Genomic DNA, 24,510 nt, shown 5'->3' with positions numbered 1-24,510 from the left:
GGAGAGAGACTGTTCCAAAGCTAAATACACCGTTTTCAGCACAGCTTGATCATCAGGAAAGACCAGCTTATTACGGGTGTATTTGCGAATCATACTGTTTAAGCTCTCGATGATGTTAGTAGTGTAGAGCAAGCGGCGGATTTCCTGTGGGAAGTCAAAGTACACACTGAGCCTGTTCCAATTGGTAAACCAACTTTTAACTACCTGTGGATACTTTTTATTCCATTTCTCCTCTAATTTCAACAGGTGAGTTTCGGCTACTTCCCTAGTAGTTGCCTGGTAGATAGGATATAGGTCCTGAGCAAATTCCTTACGCTCATCAAATGCTACATAGGCTAAGGAATTACGGATCTGGTGACAGAGACATACCTGTACCAGGCTGTGAGAGAAAGTAGCTTCCACTGCCTCAGGCAACCCAACTAAATTATCGGTAGCGGCTAAGATAATATCTCTTACCCCTCGCCCTTTCAAGTCAGTCAGTACTTGCAGCCAAAAGGAAGCAGCCTCAGTGGCCGATAGCCACTGAGGCTGCTTCCTTTTGCCTTCCGCATTCAGGCCAATGGCTAAATAACAGGACTTACAGATCACTTTGTGTTCCTGCCGGACATGAAAACGTAAAGCATCTAGCCACGGACCCAGCGATAAACCCTGTTTAGGTCCGCATTAAATATACCGGCTGTAAAGGGCGTTGTTGCCATTCGGTGACTAGATTGACAATGCGGGAAGTAATTCGGGAGACAGTCCCTTCAAGTAATTCTACCCCATATAATTCTTTGATCTGTTGTTCAATATCGCGTGTACTCATTCCCTTACTATACAAGGAAAGTACCGTATCTTCTACTTTGGTTAAAGCTGTCTGGCGCTTTTTTACAAGCTGTGGCTCAAAACTACCTTCCCGGTCTCGAGGTACCTGCAAGTCTAATTTGCCATAGGTAGTCTTGAGTTGTTTCTCTGTCTTGCCATTACGGTAGTTGCCATCAGCCACAGGCTTGCGTGCATAACGGCCATAGCCCAGATGTTCATCGAGTTCACCTTCCAGCATCTGATTCAAAGCCTGCTTGTATAAATCAGTGAAGAATTGAGTCAGATCCTGTTCACCCTTAAACTGGGAGAGAAATTCTTTGGTAAGGATTGGTTTGTCAGCTTGCATAGGTAGTGTTGGTTTGGATAATGAATTTAACTATTTTTCATTTTCCACACTTCCTGTAACACTCTCCCTCCCAAAATCAGGATAGAGCTAAAAAATGGAGAAATCGGGCGTAATTGGCATTGTGTTGCTACCTGATCCGGGTTAACTCTGCTAACGAACTATCAGGCCGGAAGTGATTATATTCCTCCCGCCATTGCTCAATCTTTTCCTTGGCATCTTCCAGAGACAAAAAACAAAGGGTACTTAAACACTCATCCCGGAAGCTACCAGACTTACAATAAAACTGTGGACAATAAATTAAGCGAACCTGTCGACTTCCTTATTTTCTATCCCAGAAGAGCGAAAGTATAGCTATACTTTCGCTCTTCTGGGATATCATTTATTTACAATTGTATTTATTCGAATGAGCCTAGTATGGCCTCCACATGTTCGTTAATAGATTTTTCTTCTAACAACTCCCACCTGGTATAAGTATAGTTGCCACTGGTAGAAACCTGTTTTTTATTTAGTGGCTGCAAACCACTCATACCTATATACCAGCTCTCTTTTTCATCCGGCTCTGGTTTATACCTAAATTTGTAGATATACAAGCGGCCTTTTGTACCATCAATCTCAGTTTCTCTGGATTCCAGCAATACCACTTTATCCGGTTCACCTCCTTCATCCTCATATACTAAGTAAGAGATCAGGCTATTCTGGGCAAAATACTCCTGATTGAGATATTTGGAAGGAAATAAATCCAGCCGCTTGAGAGAAGCTAACCTATCATAGAGTGACAGACAAAGGGATTTATTTGCTGCAATTTCTGCCAGACGTTTCTTACTAACAGGTTTATTCTGTTTCAATAGCGCCATTGCCGCTTCCAGGGCCAGGTCATCATATGGGCTTGTTGTCATTTGGGTAAGTAATTGCTGGCTGGCTGGATCTTCCGGAAAGTTCCCTAATAACCTCGCAAGCATCTCCAAGGTATAAGCATCGCTGTAATAGGAATCTTCCTCATTACTGGCCTGCATATGTTTAGAAAATCTGGTTTTTCCATCTGCTACCATTGGCTCACGGAAAGAAAGTATGTTTTGTGGCTTAATGAGGCTGCTGTCACAGAGAGAATTGGCAAAGCGGTACAAGGAGGAGGTAAAAGCCGGATACTTGTATAAGGCCATAATTCTGGGAAACATCACTTTGCTTGGTGCCAGGGAATCGCCCAGGTTATAGAATAAAGGTACATTCCGTTCAATCTTTGGCGTTTTATTCAGAATCAGGTCTGTAAACAGTGTGAGCGATTCTTCAGCGTTCATATTGGTAAGCACCCGTAAAGCGGCTATCTGTAGTTGTGACTGCGATTCAGCTAATCTATTGTAAAAAGTTTTAATAAAAGGCAAAGTGGTTGCATCACTAATTTCAGATAGTGCATTTAATAACAAAAGCTTTGTACTGCCATATTGCAAGGTATCATCCGGATAAGACTTATTTAGCGCTGTGTACAGCGCAGAAAGATCTTTTTGAACAAACTTAAAATCAGAAATGGCATCACTGGCTTCCTGATGAAGGTCCGGATTTTGCGACTGTAGATCTGCAAAAAGTTTATCTGCTTTCTTCGAAAAGATATTGCCGCTCACATGAGCTTTATCTATTGTAAATCCATCAAAAAAATGATTTACTTCCGCAGAGAACACACTCGATGCAGGTACATAGATCATTAATTCGTACAGGTTGCTGCCGGAAAGAATGAGTTTGGTACGTTTTACGGTATGATTGCCTTTTTTCTGGATGATTAATTCTTTGGCTGGTGCTCCATCTATGGTAAGCGGGGTTTCGCTGAGTAAAGAATCATTTTCTTCTATGCTTGCCTCCACTAATTGTTTGAAATATTCAGTTTCATTGCCTGCTTCATAATAATCTGAATACTTGCTACGGCTCATAAAGTAAGAGAGGCTTGAATGCGGATCTTTGCTGACATAATGAGAAGAAATAAAGCCATTTCCCATAAAATGAGTAGTATCAGTGGTGTTAATAACTTCTCCGGGAAATTTGATGGCAAACCTTTTATCGCTGGTATACGCCTGCCATAATGGTGATTTAAAACTGGTAAAAGAAAAGGAATTCAGAAAGGTTTCGGCTTCAGATTTTAAGCTTTCTTCATTGGGTGGAGTAGTGACAATCAGGTAATATAGCCGGCTTCCTCTCAGGTAGGTCCGGCAGTAGTACATCAGGTTTGGAGATTGTATCGTAAATGCTTTGCCAGGAAATGCTTGAAGGTTGATATCCCGTTTTTCAATTAACTTACCTTGTCCACGTTCAGCTGCCAAATTCATCACACCATCCAGATAAAGACTGTCGTCCAGAATGACATAGCTGGCACTAAAATCATTGACAATAGAGAGATAGCCAATGCCTTTCTGCTGGTCGGTGCCGGAAAAAATGGTCTGAAAAGATTTAATTCCTTCCATGTTTTCCATATCCTGCTCCCGGCTTTGTTTGGTAAGACTTACCGGGGTATTGATTTTAAAAGCTGCCAGTGGGTCGGTAAACTCTTTCCAGTTTGACTTTGCAAAATCCTGCAAACGGAAGGAATTAAAAAAACGGACAGCTTCCTGATTATGGAGCTGTTCCCTGGCACCGCTTATCATTTGCATGTACACATTATTTCGCCGTAATATGATCCGGCAACGCATATAGGCAGCTTCTTTTCCATCAAAAAACTCTACTTCCCGCCCAGGATAGGTATCAAAGGTGATTTTGCTCTCCTTGAGCAATTTTGAATTTTTGTTTTGCGCCATCCCATCGATCATTTTCCGGAAAAGTTCATCTTGCTGGGAAGGCTTTACCTGGGTAGGTATAGTAATAGCGGCACTGTAGTATACCATTCCTGAAGCCAGATCAGGCAGCATATACATCGTCATTATTTTAGAGGCTTTATCTGAGTCTATATCATAGGGGAAAGGCTCGGCTGGCATATCAACTGCATAGGCATTTTCAGCAGAAGTAAACGTATGCCATTTTTCTTGTACTGCTTTCTCTTTATAGCTGGCAGCCATTCCCGTAAAAGTGGCTTTTACTGGTGTAAGCGTAAATCCTTTTTTCTGCAATAACTTTATCATTCCATCATCCCCGGGCAGGTGAGCAGCGCCAACCGCTGTAAAAGTAGCTTGTTCCCGGATATGTGCCGTTAATCGTTCAACCATAGCAATATTACGCACAGTAAGTACCTTGTACCGGCGCTGATCGAATGTACTATTCGGATAGATCGTGGCATAGAGCTTATCTACATCTCCGGAATGATACATTTTTATCATATTTTCCAGAAACTTGGCTTCATACGACTTATCTAATTTGGTCCGCATCGTTTTTACCTGTTCTTTCAGGCTGGCATAGTCATCAAAGGGGCTGGTCTGATCTTGGAGTTTTTCTAATCCAATAAGCTTTTTGTCCTGCTGCCTGGCTAAGCGGTACAGGTAGGCATCCAGAAACGTAGTTTTGTCCCCTTTACGGGGAACTACTACCGTTTTGTCGAGGATCATATTGATAAGCCAGGGTTGCTTGGATTTTAATTTTCCGATAGACAAGCCTGCCTCATCCTGTAAGCGCTTATCCAGTAATTCATATTCTTCACTGGTGAGCATCTGCCTGAGCTTATCTGTGGTGTCTGTCGAAAGAAATCTGGTGAATAATGCCCTGATAATGCTGTCTGGTAATATTTCCATGGCAAAAGCCGGGCATTCATCCAGTTTCACCAGCACAGAATCGCTGAAATCGAACACCCGTTTATCTTTCAGGTGCATGGTTCCAAATAAATAGGAAGGTTTTTTCAGGCCATTTCCTGATATTTTCCAAAGCAGGTTATAGTTAGATCGACTTTGCTGGGAGAATGCCTGGATAGAAAAAAAACAGATACAAATAATTGTAAAGCAGTACGTAAAACTCCGGTACATAAAAGGCAAGTATATGTATTGAATATATGGGTATAGGTAATATTAGCCATATTATGGCTAAGGCGCATTTTCAGGTAGAAGAATGGATGTATGATTTGCGTGCTATATTACTTGAGAGGCAGAATAGAAAATAGAAGAGCAGCCGGGAAATGGCTGTGGGATAAATAGTTTGATTTTGTGGCTGAACTGAGCTTGCCTGATACAGCTAAATGAGGGAAAATACGGGATGAAATATTTAGTGAAAAAGTAAATTTTAATCCTCCTTAAAATTATTATTCCAGCCCTCCTTACTAGTAAGAAGAGCTGGAAAATTGCTTATTAACGCTGCTTTAAAATTTATTAAGGCAACATCTGAGCATCATTTCAATTCTTTCTTGAAAAAATCAACGGTACGTTTCCAGGCAAGTTCTGCCGCAGCTTTGTCGTAACGGGGGGTAGTATCGTTGTGAAAACCATGGTTGGCATTCTCATACATATAGGCTGTAAAGTCTTTTTTATTGTCTTTAAGTGCTTTTTCGTAAGCCGGCCAGCCTTCGTTCACCCTGGTATCCAGAGAGGCATAGTGCAGCAGGAGGGGAGCTTTGATTTTGGGAACATCTTCGATTGCCGGCTGACCTCCATAAAATGGAACGGATGCAGCTAAATCCGGAATCCGAACAGCCATCATGTTAGCGATCCAACCACCAAAACAAAATCCTACTACCCCTACTTTGCCATTACAGTTTTTATGGTTTTTCAGATAGTCGTAGGCAGCAATAAAATCTTCCAGCATTTCATTCCGGTCCCGTTTACTTTGCAGTTCACGGCCTGCATCGTCCGTACCAGGATACCCACCCAGGGGAGTCAATGCATCAGGGCCAATGGAAATAAACCCGGCCAGAGCCGCTCTCCGGGCCACATCTTCGATATGCGGATTCAAGCCCCGGTTTTCATGCACCACTACAATGCCTCCAAGTTTCTTTTTTGCATCTGCAGGCATAGACAATAAGGCTTTGATGCTTCCGCCGCCTTTAGGAGATTGATAATTAATAAATTCTGATTTTAAGCGGGGATCATCTGCTTTAATCTGGATGCCTCCCTGGTAATCGGGCATGAGAAAACTCATCAGTGAGGCAACGGTTAGCCCTCCAACCGCATAGGCAGAAAGCTTATGGATAAACTCACGTCTGTCGACCCGGTTGTGTGCATAATCGTCATAGAGGTCAAATACTTCTTGTTTGATGTCTTCTTTTTTAATTTCGTTCATGGTAGTCTGATTGGATGTATTTAAATATTAAATATAACTAATTCTATATCATCGATTATACTTTTTGCAGAGAAAGCAACTGATTTTAGGTAATTGAACGAGTATGCTATCTAGCATAACTATTTAAATCTTTTTGTATAAAACAGGTATCAAAAGCCAACATATACAACTATAGTCTGCCTTTACAGGAATAAGCCTGAATAAAATGTATCTACAAGTTCAATAACGATTTTGTAGACATCTTGAATTTATTAATGAACAGGAAAACTTGTTCTACGTACTTGCGCTTGCTTCAAAGTTATCTGCTGGAATCAAGGCTCAAATTTGTTCTATTATTTTATAATAAAGACCGCTTTGCATAGCTATTTTCTCAAAAGAAGAATAAATTACCTGCCTGTTATAATGGCATTACAAATAATATTAAAGTCTCTTTCATGCATCAGTTCGCTAAACTCACCATTCTGCTACTCCTGGTTATTTTTTATATACAAGTCTTTGGGCAAAGCCAGCCATCTATCCAGCCTGTAAAAATTCAAGTGGATCTGAATAAAACGAAAGCAAAGATGGAGCCTGTATGGGCATGGTTTGGCTATGATGAACCCAACTATACTTATATGAAAGATGGCAAAAAGCTTTTGTCAGAGCTGGCCGCCTTAAGTCCTGTTCCCGTGTATGTTCGTGCGCACAACCTGCTGACCACAGGCGATGGAACAGCCGCGTTGAAATGGGGTTCTACGAATGCCTATACGGAAGATAAGAGAGGGCGGCCTGTTTACAACTGGACTATTGTAGATAGCATATTCGATACCTATATTAAACGGGGGATGAAGCCTATTGCACAGATCGGCTTTATGCCCCAGGCGCTTTCTATCAAGCCGGAGCCTTACCGCCACCACTGGCAACCCGGAAGGCCGTATAAAGAAATTTATACCGGATGGGCATATCCACCTAAAAACTATGATAAATGGGCAGAACTTGTCTATCAATGGGTAAAACATTGTGTAGAACGCTATGGCGAAGCAGAAGTACAAACCTGGCTATGGGAACTGTGGAACGAACCCAATATTGATTACTGGCAAGGTACGCCGGAAGAGTTTCACAAACTATACGACTATACAGCGCATGCTGTAAAAAGGGCTTGTCCCGGCGCTAAAATGGGAGGCCCGGATTCAACTGGTCCCCGCTGGGATAAAGCTGCCGCATTTCTGCAGAATTTTCTTGAACATTGCTTACGTGGGAAAAACTATGCGACCGGTAAAATAGGTGCTCCGCTTGATTTTATTGCTTTTCATGCCAAAGGTGACCCTAAAGTAGTAGATGGACATGTTCGCATGAATATGGGTGCTCAACTCAGAGATATTTCGAGGGGTTTTGAAATAGTAACTTCCTTTCCCGAATTAAAAAACTTGCCCATTGTAATTGGCGAATCAGATCCGGAAGGCTGTGCTGCCTGTGGTATGCAAACAAATCCGGAAAATGCGTACCGCAATGGCACTATGTATTCTTCCTATACAGCTGCCTCTTTTGCCCGAAAATATGCGCTTGCCGACCATTTTAAAGCCAACTTTAAAGGAGCCGTTTCCTGGTCATTTGAATTTGAGAACCAGCCCTGGTTTTATGGTTTCCGTGACCTGGCTACCAATGGGGTAGATAAACCAGTGCTAAATGTTTTCCGCATGTTTGGAATGATGCAGGGCAACCGGGTAGAAGTAAATAGTGAAGGTGCCTATACCTTAGAGCAGGCACGTGATTCAAGTATCCGGGGAAGCCGGCCGGATATTAATGCATTGGCAACGAAAGATACTGCGGCGGCTGCCGTCATGCTATGGAATTACCATGATGATGATATTTCTGCGCCAGCCCAATTTGTAGAACTACAGGTGAAAGGTTTAACAAGCAAACAGGTAATGGTCTCTCATTACCGGATCGACAGCCAGCATAGTAATGCCTATGAAATGTGGAAGAAAATGGGATCGCCCCAGCAGCCTACCGATATACAGATTAAAGAGCTGGAGAAGTCCGGCCAGTTACAATTACTTACCTCTCCTGAGTGGGTTAAAACAAAAAATGGCGTTATAGTATTTTCTGTGCCACTTCCTGGCCAGGCAGTCTCCTTGCTCAAGCTGGACTGGTAGCTTAATTGTTCCACATATCGGGTATGCGTTTGAATAGGCTTACTAAGGAGTACCCTTATGTCTTGTCCGTAATTCTTTCTTCAGAATTTTTCCCGTAGCACTCATGGGAAGAGAAGATACAAATTCTATCTGACGGGGATATTTATAAGAAGCCATATGTTCTCTGGCATATTCCCTGAGTTCATCAGCAGAGACTTTTTGGCCATCCTTGAGTACTACAAACGCTTTTATTTCTTCCCCTTGTTTCTCGTCAGGTATGCCGATCACGGCGATCAGAGAAACTGCCGGGTGTTTAATTAATATCTCCTCTACTTCCCTAGGGTATACGTTAAAGCCGCCCCGGATAATCAGATCTTTGGTGCGGTCTACAATAAAGTAAAATCCATCTTTATCCCTGGTGGCTATATCGCCGGAGTGCAGCCAGCCATCTTTTAAGGTTTCTGCGGTTTCTACAGGTTTGTTATAATAGCCTTTCATAACATTGTGGCCACGGTAGAGAAGCTCCCCTTTTTCACCCACGCCTACTTCCTTGCCAGTTTCATCCACTAATTTTACATCCACTCCCCAGACCGGCGTTCCAATAGACCCTGGTTTAGTGCCTACTTCTACCTGGTTAAAAGTGACCACCGGTGAACCTTCCGACATGCCATATCCTTCTAAAATAGGTACATTGAACCGTTTTCCGAATTCTTCCAATACTTTTACTGGCAAAGCGGCCCCACCAGAGCCGGCCAGGCGCAGATTCCCGGCTATTTTTTCATAATCGAAGCCTTCCTTGGTATACTGCAACAATCCCCAATACATAGTAGGTACGCCCATAAAAACGGTTATTTCATGCTTTTCGAGCAGCCCATACACAGTTTCAGCATCAAATCTGGGCAATAAAATGGCATGTACGCCCCGGTATATCCCCGCATTCATTAAACAGGTCATGGCGAAAATATGAAACAGCGGCAATACGATTAAGGTACGGTCATCGGCATGCAGCTTGAGAATATCTGCTGATAAAATGGCATTAAACATCAGGTTGGCATGTGTGAGCTGGGCTCCTTTTGGTTTGCCGGTGGTGCCGGAAGTGTATACAATGACGGCAGTATCTTCTGCTGCGGTCTGTACCGTATCAAAAGTGGGAGGCTGGGAAGCCATCAGATTTGCTAATGTTTGTGCGCCTTCTATGGAAGGGGCGTCGGCTGGTTTAGGTGTAATCTCCAGAAAATGACTGCAGGCAGGAGTCTTTTTAAACGCTTTATAGCCCATTTGCGCCATGGGAAGGTCAGGGGTTCCGGTAAAACAGAAATAGGCTTTTGCCTCACTATCCTGCAGATGATAGGCTATTTCATCTTCTTTAAATAACACACTCAGCGGAACAATAATAGCCCCGGCTTTTAATATTCCATAGTAGATAATGGGAAAATAAGGCAGGTTTAAACAGCTTATGGCTATTTTATCTCCTGTTTGTATACCTATATCTTTTAGGCCGCCTGCTACCTGATTAGCCGCCCCGTTCACCTGGGCGTAGGTTAAGGTAGTCTCTCTGAAAGTAAAAGCACTTTTGTGTCCGTAATTGAGGGCACTTGCTTGTAATAAGGTGGAAAGATTTAGCATATAGGGTCGTTCAGAGTGATATAAATAGTAGTAGAGGATTCCGCAAACAAGCTAATAACCCATACCAGCCTGATTCAATAGCAGCATTAAGCCTATATATTAGATAAAACTATCCGCATTTTCAATAGACAAAGCCGTAGAAAGCCAGTTATTATTTTAAAAATTATACAAATAGTACTATGTGAAGCTTCTGCAAACTGAAAGGAATTGTAAGATTATGACAGCTTAGTTACAGTAGCAATTTGGAGAATGCTGTAATTAGTTATTTTTGGTAGATATGTGGACTATAGAGTAATAGACATCCCGGAAAACTATCCATTTCCAAGTCCTACACTCCCTTATTCAGGTATACAATAAGATAAGGCACTATATGTTAAAGTGAGACTACTGGTAAAAATTAAATGAATCATCGGTCCCCTTATGGAAGGGAACAATCGTATTAAAATCCTGGTCCATCAGTATGACCCTTACCTTACTTTTAGCAGTCTCAAGTATGTATTCGTATGCTTGACTGGCACGAGTTCTGTCGGTAAATCTTAAATAGTTTTTTAGATTTCCATGCTCGTCTTCAACCTTAATATAATAAACAGTATAACTCATACGAATTAGATCATTTATTGAAACATAGAAGCTTTACTCATGATGCTTCCACATTTCTGTTAACAGTAATACTGAGTCTAGTGGTCATAATATGAATGCTTGTTAACAAAAATTATTGAAATGATTTAATTTCTCTCAAGTTCTTTATAGAGAATCATCTCAAATTCAAGTCTTTAATTTTTTGCTACAACAACAGACTCAGTTAGAAATAACACCTAATAAACAGGCATCTTCAAACTAAATTAGGTATTTTTTATTTTTTTGCTTATAGTTATACAGGTGTTTTTGTTTAAAATCCGTATAAATACTTATATCGCTTAGCAATAATTATTTGCTTCCTGTTCCTTAGGATTTTCTCCTCACAACTGCAAGTTTCTTGTTACCAAAAGATGAGCGAAATTTACTTTTTCAAGACATATACATTTATTAACATTATTACAGACTCTACCGTACAAAGAAGCTGTTTACACTTTATTAAGCCAGCTATGATCAAAGAATTACTTTCCTTGGCAAAGGGATTAAAGATGCCTGGTGCCTATTACCATGGTTGCCCGTCAGAGCTAATAACTATGGGAGACAACTGTATCTATACTATCACTAAACCATGCCTGTAGAATGAAGTTAATCTCTGCGTTAACACCGGAAATGCTTCATATCTTTGAAACCCTGCCGGATTTATATTTAATTCTTTCCCCGGACCTGCTTATTTTAACAGCCAGTGATTCTTACCTGGAAGCTACATTTACTCAACGAAATGCAATTGTAGGCAGGCATATCTTTGAGGTATTTCCTGACAATCCTCAAACACCTGAAGCAAATGCTGTTTTAAACCTGAGAGCTTCTTTGCTCGAAGTACTTGCTACTAAAAAGCCTCACCAGATGGCTATTCAACATTATGATGTACCCGATCCAAGCCAGAGAGAGAGATTTATTGAACGTTATTGGGCTCCTTTAAACACACCGGTACTTGATAAGCAGGGAGAGGTAAGCTATATTATTCATAAAGTGGTGAATGTTACCGAACAAGTGCTTGCCCAAAAGCAAATAAGGCAGGGGCAGATCGATGTGCAAATGTTAAATGAGGAATTAGAAACAACCAATGAAGAACTCAGAGCTACCAACGAAGAGCTTACAGGAGCAAAAACATTACTGGAAGGATTAAATAATGAGTTGGAGGCACGTGTGGAAGCAAGAACCAGAGAATTACAGCTTGCGCAGGCAGAAGCACAAAACCAGAGAGATCGACTGGAACGCTTGTTTATGCAGGCTCCTGCAATTATCTGCATCCATGGCGGACCTGATTTAATTTTCGAACTGGTGAACCCGGCCTACCAGCAACTGTTTTCCGGACGTGAATTGCTAGGTAAATCCCTGCTGGAAGCCCTGCCGGAACTGGAAGGACAGCCTTTGATGGAAATTATTCATCAGGTCTATCAAACGGGCCAATCCTATCAGGGCCAGGAAATGCTTGTTCCCATTTCCTCCTATCCGGGTGGGCCAGTGGAAGAACGCTATTGGAATTTTACCTATCAGGCTCGCCGGGATGCATACGGACAGGTGGATGGGATGTTGGTATTTTCGTATGATGTAACTGATCAGGTAGTAGCCAGGCGAAAGGTAGAAGCCAGTGAAAAGCAATTACGCCTGTTGACCGATGCCCTTCCGGTATTGATTAGTTACTTAGACAGAGAGGAGAGATACCAGTTTGCAAACCGGGCGTATGAGTCCTGGTTTCATATACCATCAGAATCCCTGCTGGGTAAGCCTGTACGTGAAGTGATTGGAGAGAAAGCCTACCAGGGTGTGAAAGAATATATACACCGGGCGCTTTCCGGAGAACGCCTGGACTTTGAAGCAAAAATGCCATACAGGGATGATTTTACAAAGTATATCTACACGAGTTATGTTCCTGATATTCAGAATGGAAATGTTGAAGGATTTTATGCCCTGGTTACCGATGTGACCGATACAATAGAGGCAAGAAAAAAGATAGAAGAAAGCGCTGCACAGGTTCGTTCCTTTGTGGAAAGTGCTCCCTTCCCGATTGGAGTATATGTAGGTAGAGAAATGCGCATAGAATTTGCCAACCAGGCCATTCTGGATGCATGGGGCAAAGGCAATGATGTTATTGGTAAACGTTATGCGGATGTATTGCCTGAACTGGAAAACCAGGAAATATTTAACCAGCTCGATGGGGTATATACTTCAGGTAAGGCTTTCCATGCCAAAAATCAGCGGGTTGATTTAGTCGTGGACGAGGAGTTACAACCGTATTATTTCAATTATAGCTTCACGCCGCTTTATGACTCACAGGGCAATATATATGGGGTAATGAATACGGCTGCGGAAGTAACTGATCTGGTTATAGCCCGGAACAAAGCCGAGGAAAGCGATTTGTTTGCACGTACACTCATTCAGCAATCTCCTGTTGCACAGGTAGTTTTTCAGGGAGAGGAGATGATTATTAGTACCGTTAATGAAAAAATGCTCGAATTGCTTGGCCGGGATGATTCTATTATTGGTAAGCCATTTATGGAAGCAGTACCTGAATTTCGTGCTACCCCCCTGATGGCCCACTTACGGGAGGTATTACAAACCGGACAAGCCTATTACCAAAGCGAAGAAAGACTGGAACTGATCCGGTATGGTCAGCCCTATACTGGTTATTATGAATATACTTATCAGGCGCTCATGAATACCAGGGGAGAAAAGTATGGCATCATCGTTACGGGTGCGGAAGTAACTTCTCAGGTAGAAGCCCGGAAAAAGATAGAAAAAAGTGAGCAGGCTGCACAAGAACTGGCTAAGGAACTGGCTGCCTCCAACGAGGAACTTGTAAGTGCTAATGAGGAAATCACTTCGATTGTAGAAGAACTGAGTATGGCCAATACCAGCCTGAAACGCACAAATGTAGATCTGGATAACTTTATATATACGGCTTCCCACGATTTAAAAGCGCCCATTTCTAATATCGAAGCTTTATTAGCTGCCCTGCTCCGTACCCTTCCTGCCGATAGCCTCTCTGCTGAGCGGACACAAAGCATTACCGGCATGATGCAGGATTCAGTGGAACGATTTAAAAAGACAATCGCCAACCTGACTGAAGTGGTGAAGCTTCAGAAGGAAAATAGTGGCGAAGCTGTACTAGTGGACCTTTCAGAGGTGATAAAGGAAGTATGTTTTGATTTAGATCCTCTCATAAAAACGGCAACGGCTCAGCTGGAAATAAATGTTACGGATTGTCCCTTCATTCGCTTTTCGGCAAAAAACCTTAGGTCAGTTGTCTATAATTTACTCTCCAATGCATTGAAATACCGTTCTCCCGACCGGATAGCAAAGATAAGCATTAGCTGCCAAAGTACGCTGCAGTTTAATATTCTCACCATACAGGACAATGGCCTGGGGATGGAAAGTGGACGGATAAGCCAGTTATTTACCATGTTCAAACGTTTTCACGACCATGTAGAAGGAACTGGCATTGGTTTGTATATGGTGAAGAAAATGGTAGAAAATGCAGAGGGAAAGATCGAAGTAGATAGTAAAGTAGATGTAGGTACTACTTTTAGGGTTTATTTCCGGAAATAATTTATTTTCCTGTCAGGAATAGTATTTTTGTTAAGTCATTAATATGTGTATCCATGAATAAACTTTCCTGTATCCTGTTAGTGGATGATGACAATATTACCAATTTCGCTAACCAAATGCTGATAGAAGATATGGAGATAACCGAGCAGGTGCTGGTTGCCTTCAATGGCCTGGAAGCTATTGAACTGATTAAAAAGCAATGTGAAGTAGACTGCTGTCCGGAGTTGATTTTGCTTGATATTAATATGCCTGTTATGAATGGGTTTGAATTTCTGGAAACCTACAAGGAACTTGAATTTGTCCATAAGCAGTCGGTGGTGATTCTCATGCTTACTACCTCTCTGAACCCTAAAGATGTAGAACAAATGAAGGAGGAACCTATTAAAGGATTCTTAACTAAACCGCTGACCGAAATAATGATCCGCGACCTGCTGCGAAAGCATTTTAACAGGGATTTATCGTAAAACCTGGGCATCTTCCCTCTCTCTTTCGAAAACTATTTTAATACAGCCAGTTACACAACCTATTCTTTTGCGTGAGCATCTGATAATGGAATTCCTTTCTTTAATAATTTTTGCAAGATTTGACTATTTTCATTGATCTCACCTGATTTCATTGCGTATATTGTCTGTAATAATGAGAAAATAGATTTTTGAAGAAAACCTGCCAGCTAAGGATTTTTTAAACTGAATGCATAGACTTAGCCCTATCTCGATTGAGGAGAGGAAGGGAGCATTTCCTGTATACAAGCAAGAGCATGTGCTGCTTTTGAAGTGCTTTAACGTGTTTTGGTATGAATCTTCTGGGTTCTTTAAAGAAAAAAATGGTTACCGGTTCACTCATCGCTTTGAGCCTGCTACTGGTCATGGGGTTTGTATCCCTGCTAAGCATTCAGCGTTTAGTTTCTTCGGCCGCACAAGTGAGAAGTGTTCAGACCTCTGTAGAAAGGCTGGAAGCTACTCTTTCTCATCTCAAAGATGCGGAGACAGGCACCAGAGGCTATTTGATTACCGGTAAAACCAATTTTCTGGAACCTTACCAGAAAGCACTGGAACAACTCACCCATGATTTAGCCGTTCTTCCCGAAGAATTACATTCTTCCAAAAATATTTCAATGCATCTTCCTTATTTACAGTTGCTTGTAAATAATAAGCTTGCTTTACTGAAGCAGATGATTGATCTATACCAGAAGGAAGAATTTCAGCCAGCCTCCCAAATAGAACGATTAGAAAGTGGCAAAAGTCAAATGGACCAGATCCGGCTTCAGATTTCACAGATGCAAACCGAGGAAAGAAATTTACTATACTTGCGGGAAAGGCAAAATGAGCAGCTCATCATTATCACACGGGTCATCATATTAGGTGCCAGTTTTTTAGCCATATTCTGTGTGCTGGCAGCCACCAACTTAATCCGAAGAGATATTATCAAACGCAGATACGCTGAAGCAAAACTCTTACAAAGCGAAGAATTACTGAATGATGCACAATATATAGCCAAAACAGGAAGCTGGGAGTATGATGTGGAAAATGATAAATTATGGGTTTCAGCAGTATTGTGCCATATTTTCGAAGTACCTGCAGCAGAACACACCCTAGAGACAGCCGAGCAATTTTACAGCTTTCTGCATCCGGAGGATAGAAAACAGCTGGAGGAAGCCGCCAATCATAGCATCCGCACCGGAGAAAGTTTTCAGATGGAGTACAGGCTCTTGCTATCAGAAGGAAAGCAAAAATACATATTAAGTTATGTTAGGCCGATTAAGGAAGCAGAGGGAGAAGTAAAAAAAGTGAGGGGTACCTGTCAGGATATAACCGAGCAAAAGTATACGCAGGACGCACTCGTATATACTGAGAAGTTATTCTCAACTATTTTCAGGCTAAATCCATTTCCTACGGCTATCACCCGCCTGTCGGATGGAAAAGTAATTGTTGTCAATGAAAAAGGTTTAGAAGTATTTGGCTATACGGTGATGGAAATAACTAATCTGACCACTGTAGACCTAGGACTGTGGCATTATCCGGAAGAAAGGCTGCAGCTAATTGAACAGGTAAAAGTGAAGCCAGTGCTCGAGTTTGAAAAAAGATACCGTACGAAAGATGGTAAAGAATGGGATGCCATTACGTATATAGAAATGATAGAATGGGACCGGGAACCCTGTTTGCTTATTATATTACAAGACATTACTGAACGAAAAAAAGCCCAGGAAGCGACAAAAGCGTATGCGGAACAGCTGGAAAAAATAAACCTTTCTAAAGATAAATTCTTCTCCATTATTGCGCATGATTTACTGAGTCCATTAAATGGGGTGCTTGGTTCGGCTGAGCTATTAGGAACACACCACAGTAAGCTCACCGAGCAGGAAATACAAACGCTGTCTCAAAGCATTCATATATCTACCATGCATTTGAAACGGTTGCTTACCAATTTGCTGGAATGGGCGAGAATGCAGAAAGGAGAAATTAGTTGCAGACCAAAGAATGTAGATCTTCACAAACTCGCGGTAGAAGAAATTGCCTCTCTCCAGGAAAACGCGCAGCAGAAAGATATCACGATAGAGCTGGCTATTCCAGAATCTTTACGTGTAGAAGCAGATGAACACATGCTGCGTGCGGTGATCAGAAACTTAGTGGCCAACGCTATAAAGTTTTCAAATATGGGAGGTAATATCTGTATAGCGTGTAAGCAATCCGATTCACAGGTTCATATCAGTGTACGTGATCAGGGAATTGGCATGAGTAAGCAAGTCCAGAACCGGCTTTTTCAACTCGATGTCAAGCATACTTCTATAGGAACTGCCGGAGAAAAAGGAACAGGATTAGGCTTAATGCTTTGTAAAGAATTTGTAGAAAAGCATGGAGGGCATATCTGGGTAGAAAGTGAAGAAAAAAAAGGGACTACCTTCCATTTTATTCTGCCTCAGTGAAAATGCCAGTACCAAGTGTTGAGTATTAATTATCACGACTTTTGCAGGAGCCTTCATATACAACCTTTGGGGCAGTACTAGGCATGTGCGGGTTGTATAGAGGGACGGATGCAAAAGCGGACCTCTCCGGCCCAAGAGGAGAAAAGCCGCTATAGGGACGTGTATTAAACTTCTAGCTACGCATCCTGCTTTTTATTATTGTATACTTTATTTGTTGACAGATATGAACTACTGTTTTTAGAGCAGTATACTATAAATCAGAAAACAAATGTATAGAAGCAAAAGATGTTATTTTTTTACTGCCTCCCTATTCTTCTTCCACTCTATATATGAGGCAATCGTTTCCTTGCATTGATCTGCTTTCCAGGTGGCGGCTACTTCGGGAGTAATATTCTTAGGAAGGCTGGCATTGGTTTTTCCATCGGTGACATATAATCCGTATTGCCCGTTCCGTATTTCGTACTTTTTGCCGATTTTAGCGATCAGGTTCTTTTGTTTTTGTGCTTCTCTTTCTTTGTCCTGTACTTTTTTGGCTTCCATAGCGGCAAGAGCAATCTCGGGCGTGATTTCATGGGGCTCTTTATCCGGTACATTATAAAACTTCTCCTGATAAATAATAAATGTCCCATACTGTCCTTTTCCGGCTTTTAATAGGTGTTCCCCGATTTTGCCTACTTCTATCACTTCCACTTTCGGTTTCTGTGCCCCAGGCATAGATAAACCAGCCTGTTTCAGGGTAGAAACTACTTCATTGGTATAGGTATGGATGCCTACTATAAACTGGCTGTAATTACGCTTGCCTTCTGCAATCAGGTTTAACGCTTTCTCCCAGTTTCCGGTCATACTTACACTGGCAATGGGCTGGTCTTTCACTAATTCGTATACCTGCAGGCCTTTTTCGGTGGGAATGATCTTTTTCTTTTCCCTGTCGATGTATTTGCGCTCAAACAAGGTTTCGATCACCGATGCCCTGGTAGCTGGTGTGCCAATGCCGCATTCCTTAATGGCTTGCCGGAGTTCATCATCTTCTAACTCTTTACCGGCAGTTTCCATTAGTTTGAGCAGCGATGATTCAGAATGGATGGGTTTGGCTTTGGTCATCTTTTTAATAACCGCCGGATCATTCACCGGCAGCACATCACCCTGATATACCTTAGGTAACTTCTGATTTTCATCAGTATCTTCTTCTTTCTCTTTTACCTCTTCTTCTACAGCCCGCCAGCCTGGTACTATAATAACCGAGCCGGACGCTTTAAATAGCAAGCCGCCACTCAGGAAATCCAGTTGTGTCACTTCTTTCTCACAAGGAGGAGAGAAGGCCGCCAGAAAACGGGTCACAATCAGGTCGTATAATTTTTCAGCATCCGGCGGTATATTCACGCCCATCGGATTGGTTTCTGTGGGCAACAGCGCATGGTGGTCAGTTACTTTATCATTATTGATCGGGCGTTTAGAGATGGGAGCGGCTTTTAACAAATGGGCATGTGCCGTGAATTTGCTTTTGTTAGCCACTACATCCAGCAATTGAGGAATTTTGGGATAAATATCATCCGATAAATACCTGGAACCAGTACGTGGATAGGTTATCAGTTTATATTTTTCATAGAGTTCCTGGGCAATATCCAGTGTTTTTTGGGCAGTAAATCCAAACTTTTTATTGGTTTCCTGCTGCAGGCTGGTGAGGTCAAAGAGGAGGGGAGCCTGTTCCAATACTTTCTTGGTTTCTGCCCTCATACAAGTAGCTGTAGTTGTTATTTTGGCTTTGGCGGCTTCGGCTTCTTCGGCATTTTTAAAAGCTACCGGATGTTTGGCTTTGAATTTTTTCTTATCCTTTTCCAGGCCAATATACAGGTCCCAATAGGATTCTGGCTTAAAGTTGATGTGCTCCAGGTAACGGAAACAGATCATACACAAAACCGGCGTTTGCACCCGGCCAAGTGATAAAACCGATTTTGCCCTGGAAGAAAGCGTAAGCGCCCGGGTTGCATTGATACCCACCAGCCAGTCGGCTTCACTACGGCTGCGGGCGGCAAAATACAGGTTGTCATAGTCTGTTCCCGATTTTAACTTATTGAAACCATCCCTGATGGCCTGGTCTGTCTGGGAGGAAATCCAGAGGCGCTTGAAAGGTTTGGTACAGCCAGACACCTGGTAAATGTAGCGGAAAATGAGTTCGCCTTCCCGCCCGGCATCTGTACCTACAATGATTTCGGTAGCATTTGCAAACAGCCCCTTAATCACATTGAATTGCTTTTTCAGGCCTTCATCGCCGGTAATGGTCAGTTTGAATGAGTCGGGTATAATAGGCAGGTCTTCCAGTTTCCATTTCTCAAATCCGTATTCTTCGGCATCCGCCAGCCTCACCAGGTGGCCAATGGCCCAGGTGACCTGATAGCCATTTCCTTCCAGATAACCGTCTTTTCTATACGTTGCCCCCAGTACCCTGGCATATTCCCGGGCAACAGAGGGTTTTTCAGCAATAACTACTTTCATCATAATAAATGCTACAATATTAGCAACGATATTAATCCTTTGTATAGTGTAAGTTAATAATACCAGTAATAATTTTTCCGGTCGCTGTTCGGCATAATGATTACTCTGTACTGGTGCAGTTCAGTTGATAGATCTATATCTGATTTTTTATCTGGCTAGAAATATAAAATTATGTAATTGCTGGCCCCTGGTTTTAAAGCGCTACCTGATATATACCTGATCCTCTGTTTCATCTACCTTATATCTACCTATCGTTGCTTGATATACATTTTTATACTACCTTATTTTGCAGCATTCCATTTTGATACTGAGCTATGAATAGATTTGTATGTATTTGCCTTTTTTCTGTAATAAGTATGCATGTTTGGGCGCAAACTCCATCTGACAGTTTAGAGACTATAGAGCTGGATGAAGTAGAGATTAGAGGATACAGGCCATTGATCGAACCTGTTTCACCCTTGCCATCCTTACATCAAACTTATATTATGGCCGGAAAGAAAAGTGAAGTAATCAGTCTGAAAAACATGCCGGCTAATCTGGCAGAAAAAACAGGCAGGCAGATATTCGCTAAAATCCCAGGTATATTTGTGTATGATATGGACGGCTCAGGAAACCAGGTAAATATTGCTACCCGGGGGCTGGATGCACACCGCAGCTGGGAATATAATATCCGGCAGAATAATGTAATTATTAACTCTGACATGTATGGCTACCCAGCCTCTCATTACAGTGTGCCTATGGAAGCCATTGACCGGATAGAAATGGTTCGGGGAACGGCATCCCTGCAATATGGCGCTCAGTTTGGAGGTATGATCAATTATGTGATCAAAAAAGCAGATACCACCAAACGGATATCCTATGAGAACCTCACGTCAGTAGGCTCTTATGGATTATTTAGTTCTTATAATGCGATTGGGGGAAAAATAGGTAAGTTCACTTATTATGCCTATTATCATAAACGGATATCAGATGGCTACCGCAACAACTCCGCTTCTGATGCCACTGCCACATTCGTTAGTTTACAGTATACTTTTCATCCAAAACTCACCTTAAAAGCAGAACTGGGCCGTAGTACTTATCAATACCAGTTACCCGGCCCTTTAACCGACAGCATGTTCCGGGCCGATCCCAGGCAATCTACCAGAGCACGTAATTATTTTAATCCCGACATCTATGTTCCTTCTATTACCTTAGACTGGAAACTAGGTCAGCATACGGCCTTGAATCTGGTGAGTTCTGCCGTATTGGGAGAAAGAAATAGTGTGCTGTTTGATAATTTTGCTACAGTTGCTGACAAAATCGACACCCTCACTCACCAGTATACCCCCAGAATTGTAGACATAGATAATTTTAACAGCTATACAACTGAACTACGTTTATTGCATCAGTACAAGATAGGCGGCTTATCTGGTGTAGTGGCAGCAGGTATCCGATATATGCATAATGATATGCGCCGAAGGCAACGGGGAAAAGGAACAACCGGCACTGATTTCGACCTAACGGTGGAGGATACTTACTTTGGCCGCGACATGCACTTTCGGACAAAGAATACTGCCTTATTTGTTGAGAATCTGCTTTATATTACCCCTGGGTTTAAGATCACCCCCGGCATGCGTTATGAGAATGGAACCACCCATATGAACGGATACATTTCTTATCTGGAAGAACAGGAGGTACCTAACCGCATCAGGCACAGTTTTCCCTTATTTGGCATAGCGCTGGAATATAGCTTACCTACACAAGGCAGGCTTTATGGAGGAATTTCTCAATCGTACCGCCCGGTATTATTTAAAGATATCATTCCAGGCTCCGTACTTGAAAAAGTAGGTAAAAATCTAAAAGATGCCAGAGGTTACACAGCTGAAGTAGGGATTAGTGGTCAGTTAAAAAAACGACTACGGTATGACTTGAGTTTGTTCAGGCTTCAATATAATAACCGGATGGGCAGTATGCTGGAAACCAGCAGTGGAACCAGTTATATTTATAAAACCAATATAGGCAACAGTATCAGCAATGGCATAGAACTACTGGTAGAAGCAGCAATAATTCAAAGTAAAACCACCCATTTGAAAGTATTCACCTCCACGTCTTATATAGATGCCAGGTATGAAAAGGCGATCATTGTTTCGAGAGGAGAAAATGTAACCATCAGTGGCAACCGGGTAGAAAGTGTACCCAGGTGGATCAGCCGGAATGGGATGGAGTTTAGTTACAAAACTTTTTCAGGAAGATTGCAATATAATTATGTAGGCGAAAGTTTTGCTGATCCTATAAATACAATTACTCCTTCTGCCAACGGAGCTGTTGGCCTGGTACCAGCTTACAGCCTTTGGGACATAAATATGGCCTTACAAATATCCCAAAAATACATAGTAAGAATAGGAGTGAATAATATGCTGAATACACAATATTTTACCAAAAGGCCTTTGTTCTATCCTGGTCCCGGCGTATGGAGTTCAGACGGCAGAAGCATAGTAGCGTCAGTAGGCATTAAAATCTGATGACTTAGTATTAAATGAACCGCTTTCGGAAAAGAGGTATTCGACAATCAGTTTCACCATAGCCAAAACTGTCAATTTTTTCTGGATGAGTCCCTTGTTTAATGTCTATGTTAATTCGCATGAAACGCACATCGTCATAAGTAATAAATCCAAACCTGTCAGAAATAAGGCTGCAAATACTAGACTCGCTAAATCTATTTATTGCTTATACAACACTTTAAAAGAGAATGAAGTCTTTAATTAAAGTTTGAAGCCAGTCATAATCATTAGCGCTAGGCTCCAAAGAAATGTAGAGGACTGTATCGGTATTCATTTGGTAATTTTATCGATTATCTTCATCAAAATAGCGTTTTGTAAATATAGGCTTTGTTGTCATATTTGTGTATAAGGTTTCGGCCTGAGAAATTTTTATCCTCTGCTTTCAATCACTAAACAAATAATCATGACCTTTAAACTCATTGTATCGTGTTTGCTACTGACCGTATGTTTTGCTGCCTTGGGTCAAGAAAAACAGTCTCCGAAAGCTAAAAAGCACAGTTCGGCTGTTGTAGAAAAAGGATTAATCAAAGTATCGGTCATGTACCCATTTGCAGAAGGCAAAACCTTTGATATAGCGTACTATGAAAACAAGCATATGCCGATGGTTGCGGGATTTTTAGGATCAAATTTAGTGAAATATACTATTGAAAAAGGCATCTCCAGCGGTATTCCTAACCAGCCACTGCCATATATGGCAATTGGTACATTTTATGTAAAAAGTCTGAGTGATTATCAAGCAGCTATTGGTCCTAATAGAGATGCCATACGGGCAGACTTCGCTAATTACACTACTATTACCCCAGTAATTTTAGTTAGTGAGGTGGTTAGGTGAGTTATTAGATCCTACACAACAAATAGGTGCAAGTGGAAAATGCATCTAAAGGCTGTAAAATACGCTTCTGCTTGTTAACTTTGCGCCTTCTTCTTTCCTAAGCATTTCCGCCTGCATATATAGGCGGTGCTTTTATTTTGAGCTGATTACAAATGAATCTTGTTTGCTGCGGCATTGACTTTGGTACTTCTAACACTTCTGTTGCTCTGGCCCATGATCAGGGAATTGAGCTGGCCACTCTCGAAAACGGGCAAAAGACCATCCCCAGTGCTATCTTTTTCCCGCAAGATATTCCTACGCCCCTATTTGGCAGAGAGGCTACCCAGGAATTTTTTACCAAGCGGAAAGGCCGTTACATGCGCAGTCTCAAACGCATTCTGGGCACTTCACCTTTCAGCCAGGGAACTTTGATTAATGGCAAAGTCATGGGATTTGACCGCATCATTTCCCTGTTCCTGAAAAATATAAAAGACAAAGCCGATGCACAAGCAGGCTGTGAAATAGAGCAGGTTGTTATGGGAAGGCCTGTTCATTTTGTGGATAACAATCCGCAGGCAGATAGGCTGGCAGAGCAGCAACTGGGCGAAATTGCCCGCAGCATTGGTTTCAAACAGGTTGCTTTTCAGTTTGAGCCTATTGCGGCCGCTTTTGCCCATGAAGCAAACCTACAGAAAGAGAAACTGGCTTTAGTAGCAGATTTGGGTGGAGGAACCTCTGATTTTACAGTCATTAAATTATCCAGCCAGAAGTTGCTCCATAAAGACCGTACAACAGACATTCTGGCCAACTCCGGGGTACGGGTAGGGGGCAATGACTTTGATAAACAACTTAGCCTTTGGGCCATTATGCCGCAATTAGGGTATAAAAGTACGTATGGTGAAAAAAAACTGGAAGTGCCTATCAAACTCTACCAGGAGCTCTCGGAATGGAGCAAAGTTAACTTTCTTTACACAACTAAAATCATCACGCAGGCCCGCCAGTTGCTTCACCAGTCCCACGAGAAAAGAAAGCTAAGCCGGCTGCTGAAGGTGCTGGAACAAGAAAGGGGCCATCTGTTGCTTGCCGGGGTAGAAGATACTAAAATTGCCCTGACCTTAGCCTTCGAGCACTGTGCCTGGTTTGACTTTATAGAAGCTGATTTTAGGATAACTACTCATCGGAAGCAATTTGAAGAAGCGATCGGGGAGGAAGTAGAAAAAATCACTGCAGCTGCAAATGAATGTATCCGCCAGGCAGGCATATCCCGGCAAGAAATTGAACTCATTATTCTTACCGGCGGGTCCACGGAAGTCCCCCTGATCCAGGACTCGTTTAGGGCGTTGTTTGCGAATGCTACGTTGGCTGATGAGAACAAGTTGTCCAGTGTAGGTCTAGGTCTGGGCTATGCTAGTTACAATACATTCAGATGATAAGGTGGTGTCTGAACCTTTTCAAAAAATATTTTCCTTCTGCAGTCTTTCTGAAAACAGGGA

11 protein-coding genes and 2 pseudogenes are annotated in these 24,510 nt (G+C 42.0%); 7 read left to right on the top strand and 6 right to left on the bottom strand.

Annotation, left to right across the window (positions count from 1 at the left end):
* Nucleotides 1-9: 9 nt before the first annotated feature.
* From GXP67_RS38520 to GXP67_RS06085, 4 genes and pseudogenes are all read right to left on the bottom strand, one after another.
* Nucleotides 10-1,150: pseudogene (locus tag GXP67_RS38520) on the bottom strand (IS256 family transposase); the annotation flags it as partial.
* A gap of 127 nt (nt 1,151-1,277) precedes the next feature.
* A pseudogene (locus GXP67_RS06095) lies at nt 1,278-1,421 on the bottom strand (integrase core domain-containing protein); the annotation flags it as partial.
* Nucleotides 1,422-1,545: 124 nt separating this feature from the next.
* Nucleotides 1,546-5,079, bottom strand: coding sequence for a TraB/GumN family protein (locus GXP67_RS06090; protein ID WP_162442321.1), 3,534 nt, complete (start codon nt 5,077-5,079; stop codon nt 1,546-1,548).
* Nucleotides 5,080-5,437: 358 nt separating this feature from the next.
* On the bottom strand, nt 5,438-6,325 hold the full coding sequence (locus GXP67_RS06085; RefSeq protein ID WP_162442320.1) for a dienelactone hydrolase family protein: 888 nt from the start codon (nt 6,323-6,325) through the stop codon (nt 5,438-5,440).
* Nucleotides 6,326-6,759: 434 nt separating this feature from the next.
* Between GXP67_RS06085 and GXP67_RS06080 the strand changes: the two genes are divergently transcribed.
* Nucleotides 6,760-8,460: a GH39 family glycosyl hydrolase gene (locus GXP67_RS06080; protein WP_162442319.1), complete on the top strand. Its 1,701-nt coding sequence runs from the start codon at nt 6,760-6,762 to the stop codon at nt 8,458-8,460.
* 42 nt (nt 8,461-8,502) lie between these two features.
* Here the strand turns inward: GXP67_RS06080 and GXP67_RS06075 are convergent, their stop codons facing one another.
* Nucleotides 8,503-10,065: a long-chain-fatty-acid--CoA ligase gene (locus GXP67_RS06075; protein ID WP_162442318.1), complete on the bottom strand. Its 1,563-nt coding sequence runs from the start codon at nt 10,063-10,065 to the stop codon at nt 8,503-8,505.
* Nucleotides 10,066-11,280: 1,215 nt separating this feature from the next.
* On the opposite strand from GXP67_RS06075, the gene GXP67_RS06070 reads away from it, so the two are divergent.
* The 3 genes from GXP67_RS06070 (at nt 11,281) to GXP67_RS06060 (ending at nt 17,173) form a co-directional block, all read left to right on the top strand.
* Nucleotides 11,281-14,250 carry a PAS domain-containing sensor histidine kinase gene (locus GXP67_RS06070; protein ID WP_162442317.1) on the top strand — a complete coding sequence of 990 codons (2,970 nt, stop codon included), beginning with the start codon at nt 11,281-11,283 and terminating at the stop codon, nt 14,248-14,250.
* 53 nt (nt 14,251-14,303) lie between these two features.
* On the top strand, nt 14,304-14,714 hold the full coding sequence (locus GXP67_RS06065) for a response regulator (protein WP_162442316.1): 411 nt from the start codon (nt 14,304-14,306) through the stop codon (nt 14,712-14,714).
* Between the two features lie 329 nt (nt 14,715-15,043).
* Entirely contained in the window at nt 15,044-17,173 is a 2,130-nt protein-coding gene (locus GXP67_RS06060; RefSeq protein ID WP_162442315.1) for an ATP-binding protein, read from the top strand.
* Nucleotides 17,174-17,461: 288 nt separating this feature from the next.
* Here the strand turns inward: GXP67_RS06060 and GXP67_RS06055 are convergent, their stop codons facing one another.
* On the bottom strand, nt 17,462-19,669 hold the full coding sequence (locus GXP67_RS06055) for a DNA topoisomerase 3 (RefSeq protein ID WP_162442314.1): 2,208 nt from the start codon (nt 19,667-19,669) through the stop codon (nt 17,462-17,464).
* A 311-nt stretch (nt 19,670-19,980) separates the two neighbouring features.
* Here GXP67_RS06055 and GXP67_RS06050 point away from each other — a divergent pair, with 311 nt between their 5' ends.
* The 3 genes from GXP67_RS06050 (at nt 19,981) to GXP67_RS06040 (ending at nt 24,447) form a co-directional block, all read left to right on the top strand.
* Entirely contained in the window at nt 19,981-22,167 is a 2,187-nt protein-coding gene (locus GXP67_RS06050; RefSeq protein WP_162442313.1) for a TonB-dependent receptor family protein, read from the top strand.
* A gap of 442 nt (nt 22,168-22,609) precedes the next feature.
* Nucleotides 22,610-23,038 (top strand): EthD family reductase, encoded by a 429-nt coding sequence (locus GXP67_RS06045; protein WP_162442312.1) that lies wholly within the window; start codon nt 22,610-22,612, stop codon nt 23,036-23,038.
* Nucleotides 23,039-23,190: 152 nt separating this feature from the next.
* A complete protein-coding gene (locus tag GXP67_RS06040) occupies nt 23,191-24,447 on the top strand; it encodes an Hsp70 family protein (protein ID WP_162442311.1) in 1,257 nt (418 codons plus the stop codon).
* The last annotated feature ends 63 nt before the right edge of the window (nt 24,448-24,510 follow it).

The organism is Rhodocytophaga rosea (genome assembly GCF_010119975.1).
Lineage (GTDB): Bacteria > Bacteroidota > Bacteroidia > Cytophagales > 172606-1 > Rhodocytophaga > Rhodocytophaga rosea.
The sequence above is the reverse complement of the archived record's forward strand: the minus strand, read 5'-3'. Positions and strand labels throughout refer to the sequence as shown.

Bases quoted from the DNA above. Each gene is read 5' to 3' on its own strand.
- GXP67_RS06090 (WP_162442321.1), bottom strand. From the start codon at position 5,079: ATGTACCGGAGTTTTACGTACTGCTTTACAATTATTTGTATCTGTTTT.
- GXP67_RS06085 (WP_162442320.1), bottom strand. From the start codon at position 6,325: ATGAACGAAATTAAAAAAGAAGACATCAAACAAGAAGTATTTGACCTC.
- GXP67_RS06080 (WP_162442319.1), top strand. From the start codon at position 6,760: ATGCATCAGTTCGCTAAACTCACCATTCTGCTACTCCTGGTTATTTTT.
- GXP67_RS06075 (WP_162442318.1), bottom strand. From the start codon at position 10,065: ATGCTAAATCTTTCCACCTTATTACAAGCAAGTGCCCTCAATTACGGA.
- GXP67_RS06070 (WP_162442317.1), top strand. From the start codon at position 11,281: ATGAAGTTAATCTCTGCGTTAACACCGGAAATGCTTCATATCTTTGAA.
- GXP67_RS06065 (WP_162442316.1), top strand. From the start codon at position 14,304: ATGAATAAACTTTCCTGTATCCTGTTAGTGGATGATGACAATATTACC.
- GXP67_RS06060 (WP_162442315.1), top strand. From the start codon at position 15,044: ATGAATCTTCTGGGTTCTTTAAAGAAAAAAATGGTTACCGGTTCACTC.
- GXP67_RS06055 (WP_162442314.1), bottom strand. From the start codon at position 19,669: ATGATGAAAGTAGTTATTGCTGAAAAACCCTCTGTTGCCCGGGAATAT.
- GXP67_RS06050 (WP_162442313.1), top strand. From the start codon at position 19,981: ATGAATAGATTTGTATGTATTTGCCTTTTTTCTGTAATAAGTATGCAT.
- GXP67_RS06045 (WP_162442312.1), top strand. From the start codon at position 22,610: ATGACCTTTAAACTCATTGTATCGTGTTTGCTACTGACCGTATGTTTT.
- GXP67_RS06040 (WP_162442311.1), top strand. From the start codon at position 23,191: ATGAATCTTGTTTGCTGCGGCATTGACTTTGGTACTTCTAACACTTCT.